Origin of the sequence: Simplicispira hankyongi, assembly GCF_003570885.1 — a bacterium.
GTDB classification, from domain to species: Bacteria; Pseudomonadota; Gammaproteobacteria; order Burkholderiales; family Burkholderiaceae_C; genus Simplicispira; species Simplicispira hankyongi.
Genome location: NZ_QXJC01000016.1, coordinates 1 through 5,777, shown reverse-complemented (window position 1 = coordinate 5,777; position 5,777 = coordinate 1). Strand labels below are relative to the sequence as shown.

At 51.6% G+C, this 5,777-nt stretch carries 1 protein-coding gene, 2 tRNA genes and 3 rRNA genes; all 6 read left to right on the top strand.

All coding sequences use genetic code 11. The features are described 5' to 3' along the window. Positions 1–422 precede the first annotated feature (422 nt). Positions 423–1,955: ribosomal RNA gene (locus D3F03_RS17090) — 16S ribosomal RNA — on the top strand. A 107-nt stretch (positions 1,956–2,062) separates the two neighbouring features. Further along, positions 2,063–2,139 (top strand) — tRNA-Ile (locus D3F03_RS17085). A 47-nt stretch (positions 2,140–2,186) separates the two neighbouring features. After that, positions 2,187–2,262: transfer RNA gene (locus tag D3F03_RS17080), tRNA-Ala, on the top strand. A gap of 124 nt (positions 2,263–2,386) precedes the next feature. Beyond that, on the top strand, positions 2,387–2,566 hold the full coding sequence (locus D3F03_RS17195; RefSeq protein WP_147414738.1) for a hypothetical protein: 180 nt from the start codon (positions 2,387–2,389) through the stop codon (positions 2,564–2,566). 35 nt (positions 2,567–2,601) lie between these two features. After that, positions 2,602–5,483 (top strand): 23S ribosomal RNA (locus D3F03_RS17075). 124 nt (positions 5,484–5,607) lie between these two features. Further along, a 5S ribosomal RNA gene (gene rrf, locus D3F03_RS17070) occupies positions 5,608–5,720 on the top strand. Together the 16S, 23S and 5S rRNA genes with 2 tRNA genes alongside form the textbook arrangement of a ribosomal RNA operon. Positions 5,721–5,777 lie beyond the last annotated feature (57 nt).

The following is a 5,777-nucleotide window of genomic DNA, read 5'->3' as shown; positions in this document are numbered from 1 at the left end:
AAACCCGTACTACAATGCAAGGCTGCGCTGCTGACGGCAGGTAAGCCCCGAGAGGGGTTTGCTGGATGCGGTGGTGCGGCGGGTGAAGTAGGTGGATGTTGAGTGAGGTGAGAAGAAAAAATTCTTCGAATCTTTTTGACAGAAGCTGAAAAATCCTGCTAGAATTCAAGGCTTCGCTGATCGCAGCGTAGCAAGCTGGCAAGAAGGGGTTTAGGCCTCGATGTGCTGGTAGAGAACCTTAAAAATATACAGCCGATAAGCGTGGGCGTTTGAGGCATGAGGCCTAAAGTTCTTTGGAACAAAAGAAGCTGTCAAAGGCTTCGAGGGCTGTAAAAAGCTTTCAAACGCTCATGAGAGAGAAGTGAAGTTCACTTCAATTCTTAATTTTGAGTAGTCTCGAGAGAGGCAAAAAACACAAGATCGAACTGTAGAGTTTGATCCTGGCTCAGATTGAACGCTGGCGGCATGCCTTACACATGCAAGTCGAACGGTAACAGCACTTCGGTGGCTGACGAGTGGCGAACGGGTGAGTAATACATCGGAACGTGCCCGAGAGTGGGGGATAACGCAGCGAAAGCTGTGCTAATACCGCATACGATCTACGGATGAAAGCAGGGGACCGCAAGGCCTTGCGCTCACGGAGCGGCCGATGGCAGATTAGGTAGTTGGTGGGATAAAAGCTTACCAAGCCGACGATCTGTAGCTGGTCTGAGAGGACGACCAGCCACACTGGGACTGAGACACGGCCCAGACTCCTACGGGAGGCAGCAGTGGGGAATTTTGGACAATGGGCGAAAGCCTGATCCAGCCATGCCGCGTGCAGGATGAAGGCCTTCGGGTTGTAAACTGCTTTTGTACGGAACGAAAAGGTCTTTTCTAATAAAGAAGGCTCATGACGGTACCGTAAGAATAAGCACCGGCTAACTACGTGCCAGCAGCCGCGGTAATACGTAGGGTGCAAGCGTTAATCGGAATTACTGGGCGTAAAGCGTGCGCAGGCGGTTATATAAGACAGATGTGAAATCCCCGGGCTCAACCTGGGAACTGCATTAGTGACTGTATAGCTAGAGTGCGGCAGAGGGGGATGGAATTCCGCGTGTAGCAGTGAAATGCGTAGATATGCGGAGGAACACCGATGGCGAAGGCAATCCCCTGGGCCTGCACTGACGCTCATGCACGAAAGCGTGGGGAGCAAACAGGATTAGATACCCTGGTAGTCCACGCCCTAAACGATGTCAACTGGTTGTTGGGAATTTACTTTCTCAGTAACGAAGCTAACGCGTGAAGTTGACCGCCTGGGGAGTACGGCCGCAAGGTTAAAACTCAAAGGAATTGACGGGGACCCGCACAAGCGGTGGATGATGTGGTTTAATTCGATGCAACGCGAAAAACCTTACCCACCTTTGACATGTATGGAAGATCGCAGAGACGCGATTGTGCTCGAAAGAGAGCCATAACACAGGTGCTGCATGGCTGTCGTCAGCTCGTGTCGTGAGATGTTGGGTTAAGTCCCGCAACGAGCGCAACCCTTGTCATTAGTTGCTACATTTAGTTGGGCACTCTAATGAGACTGCCGGTGACAAACCGGAGGAAGGTGGGGATGACGTCAAGTCCTCATGGCCCTTATAGGTGGGGCTACACACGTCATACAATGGCTGGTACAAAGGGTTGCCAACCCGCGAGGGGGAGCCAATCCCATAAAGCCAGTCGTAGTCCGGATCGCAGTCTGCAACTCGACTGCGTGAAGTCGGAATCGCTAGTAATCGTGGATCAGAATGTCACGGTGAATACGTTCCCGGGTCTTGTACACACCGCCCGTCACACCATGGGAGCGGGTTCTGCCAGAAGTAGGTAGCCTAACCGTAAGGAGGGCGCTTACCACGGCAGGGTTCGTGACTGGGGTGAAGTCGTAACAAGGTAGCCGTATCGGAAGGTGCGGCTGGATCACCTCCTTTCTGGAAAACTGGCCAAAGGCCTTGAACGCCCACACTTATCGGTTGTTGGAAGAAGTCGCGAAAGCGCGGTGCAGTGTGAACTGTGCGGTGCTTTGAGGGGCCGGCTTGGGTCTGTAGCTCAGTTGGTTAGAGCACCGTCTTGATAAGGCGGGGGTCGTTGGTTCGAGACCAACCAGACCCACCAAGTGCTGCGGGCTAAAAGATTGGGGCGACACGACAATGCGATTCCTGGGGGGATTAGCTCAGCTGGGAGAGCACCTGCTTTGCAAGCAGGGGGTCGTCGGTTCGATCCCGTCATCCTCCACCAACCCACAACGGTTCGGGCACTCAACACCAAAGTGGCTTTGCGAAAGGCTACTTTGTTGTTGATCGGTATAGATCGATCAATCGGCTGTTCTTTAAAAATTCATAGAGTCGAATCAGCGTTGCTGATGGAAAGCATCGAAAGATGCGCCGTGCCATCAGCAACAAGAATTTTTGATTGCGTCAAAACGAATATTCAAACTTTGGTTTGGAAATTCAAATGTAATTACGATGAAGGCTCGAAAGAGCTGGAAGTCGATTACGGCATAACGCGCAAGGTGAAAGACCTTGCAAGTCCGGCAATGTAATGGAGGTAACTCGATAAGAGTTGTCAAAGTTATAGGGTCAAGTGACTAAGAGCATGTGGTGGATGCCTTGGCGATGATAGGCGACGAAAGACGTGATAGCCTGCGAAAAGCTTCGGGGAGCTGGCAAATAAGCATTGATCCGGAGATATCTGAATGGGGAAACCCACCTAGCAATAGGTATCTTTAACTGAATACATAGGTTATTGAGGCGAACCGGGTGAACTGAAACATCTCAGTAGCTCGAGGAAAAGACATCAACCGAGATTCCGAAAGTAGTGGCGAGCGAAATCGGAGAAGCCGTGCAGTGATAGCACGATGGTTAGCAAAACGGGATGGAAAGCCCGGCCATAGCAGGTGATAGCCCTGTATGCGAAAGCCAACGTGTGGTACTAGGCTGCAGACAAGTAGGGCGGGGCACGAGAAACCCTGTCTGAATATGGGGGGACCATCCTCCAAGGCTAAATACTCATCATCGACCGATAGTGAACCAGTACCGTGAGGGAAAGGCGAAAAGAACCCCGGGAGGGGAGTGAAATAGATCCTGAAACCGCATGCTTACAAAAAGTAGGAGCCCTGAAAGGGGTGACTGCGTACCTTTTGTATAATGGGTCAGCGACTTACATTCAGTGGCAAGGTTAACCGAATAGGGAAGCCGTAGAGAAATCGAGTCCGAATAGGGCGAACATAGTCGCTGGGTGTAGACCCGAAACCAAGTGATCTATCCATGGCCAGGATGAAGGTGCCGTAACAGGTACTGGAGGTCCGAACCGACTAATGTTGCAAAATTAGCGGATGAGCTGTGGATAGGGGCGAAAGGCTAAACAAACTTGGAAATAGCTGGTTCTCTCCGAAAACTATTTAGGTAGTGCCTCAAGTATTACCGTCGGGGGTAGAGCACTGTTTAGGCTAGGGGGTCATGGCGACTTACCAAACCTATGCAAACTCCGAATACCGACGAGTACAGCTTGGGAGACAGAGCACCGGGTGCTAACGTCCGGACTCAAGAGGGAAACAACCCAGACCGCCAGCTAAGGTCCCTAAAATTGGCTAAGTGGGAAACGAAGTGGGAAGGCTAAAACAGTCAGGATGTTGGCTTAGAAGCAGCCATCATTTAAAGAAAGCGTAATAGCTCACTGATCGAGTCGTCCTGCGCGGAAGATGTAACGGGGCTAAGCCAGTTACCGAAGCTGCGGATGTGCAATTTATTGCACGTGGTAGGAGAGCGTTCTGTAGGCCTGTGAAGGTGCCTGGTAATGGGTGCTGGAGGTATCAGAAGTGCGAATGCTGACATGAGTAGCGTTAAAGGGGGTGAAAAGCCCCCTCGCCGTAAGCGCAAGGTTTTCTACGCAACGTTCATCGGCGTAGAGTGAGTCGGCCCCTAAGGCGAGGCAGAAATGCGTAGCTGATGGGAAACAGGTCAATATTCCTGTACCGATCAATAGTGCGATGTGGGGACGGAGAAGGTTAGCTCAGCCAACTGTTGGACATGTTGGTTCAAGCCTGTAGTCGTGCCTGGTAGGCAAATCCGCCGGGCTTAGATGAGGGGTGATAACGAGTCTGCTTGCAGACGAAGTGAGTGATACCCTGCTTCCAGGAAAAGCCACTAAGCTTCAGCTATTGACGACCGTACCGCAAACCGACACTGGTGCGCGAGATGAGTATTCTAAGGCGCTTGAGAGAACTCTGGAGAAGGAACTCGGCAAATTGATACCGTAACTTCGGGAGAAGGTATGCCCCAAGTAGGTGAACCTGTACAAGGCGAGCCCAAAGGGGTTGCAAAAAATCGGTGGCTGCGACTGTTTAATAAAAACACAGCACTCTGCAAACACGAAAGTGGACGTATAGGGTGTGACGCCTGCCCGGTGCTGGAAGATTAAATGATGGGGTGCAAGCTCTTGATTGAAGTCCCAGTAAACGGCGGCCGTAACTATAACGGTCCTAAGGTAGCGAAATTCCTTGTCGGGTAAGTTCCGACCTGCACGAATGGCGTAACGATGGCCACACTGTCTCCTCCAGAGACTCAGCGAAGTTGAAATGTTTGTGATGATGCAATCTACCCGCGGATAGACGGAAAGACCCCATGAACCTTTACTGTAGCTTTGTATTGGACTTTGAACAGATCTGTGTAGGATAGGTGGGAGGCTTTGAAGCAGGGTCGCTAGATCTTGTGGAGCCAACGTTGAAATACCACCCTGGTGTGTTTGAGGTTCTAACCCAGGTCCCTTATCGGGATCGGGGACAGTGCATGGTAGGCAGTTTGACTGGGGCGGTCTCCTCCCAAAGCGTAACGGAGGAGTTCGAAGGTACGCTAGTTACGGTCGGACATCGTGACGATAGTGCAATGGCATAAGCGTGCTTAACTGCGAGACTGACAAGTCGAGCAGATGCGAAAGCAGGACATAGTGATCCGGTGGTTCTGTATGGAAGGGCCATCGCTCAACGGATAAAAGGTACTCTGGGGATAACAGGCTGATACCGCCCAAGAGTTCATATCGACGGCGGTGTTTGGCACCTCGATGTCGGCTCATCTCATCCTGGGGCTGTAGCCGGTCCCAAGGGTATGGCTGTTCGCCATTTAAAGAGGTACGTGAGCTGGGTTTAAAACGTCGTGAGACAGTTTGGTCCCTATCTTCCGTGGGCGCTGCAGATTTGAGGAAGCCTGCTCCTAGTACGAGAGGACCGGAGTGGACACACCTCTGGTGTACCGGTTGTCACGCCAGTGGCATCGCCGGGTAGCTAAGTGTGGAAGAGATAACCGCTGAAAGCATCTAAGCGGGAAACTCGTTTCAAGATGAGATCTGCCGGGGGCTCGACCCCCCTGAAGAGTCGTTCTAGACCAGGACGTTGATAGGCTGGGTGTGGAAGCGCAGCAATGCGTTAAGCTAACCAGTACTAATTGCTCGTGCGGCTTGACCCTATAACTTTGATAAATTCATCAAAGCCGACTGTTATGCCAACAGACGCAATACAAAAATTCCCCTGATTCCATACTCTATGAATTCGCTTGGCTGAGCCGCGCTCACCCAAGCTCAAAAGTTATGCTTGACGACCATAGCAAGTTGGTCCCACTCCTTCCCATCCCGAACAGGACAGTGAAACAACTTCGCGCCAATGATAGTGCGGGTTCCCGTGTGAAAGTAGGTCATCGTCAGGCTCTTACAGCCCTGCCAAACCCCCTTGAATCCTCTAGGTTCAAGGGGGTTTCGCTTTT

Excerpts from the sequence above, each read along its gene's own strand:
- D3F03_RS17195 (WP_147414738.1), top strand. The coding sequence starts at position 2,387 with ATGGAAAGCATCGAAAGATGCGCCGTGCCATCAGCAACAAGAATTTTT.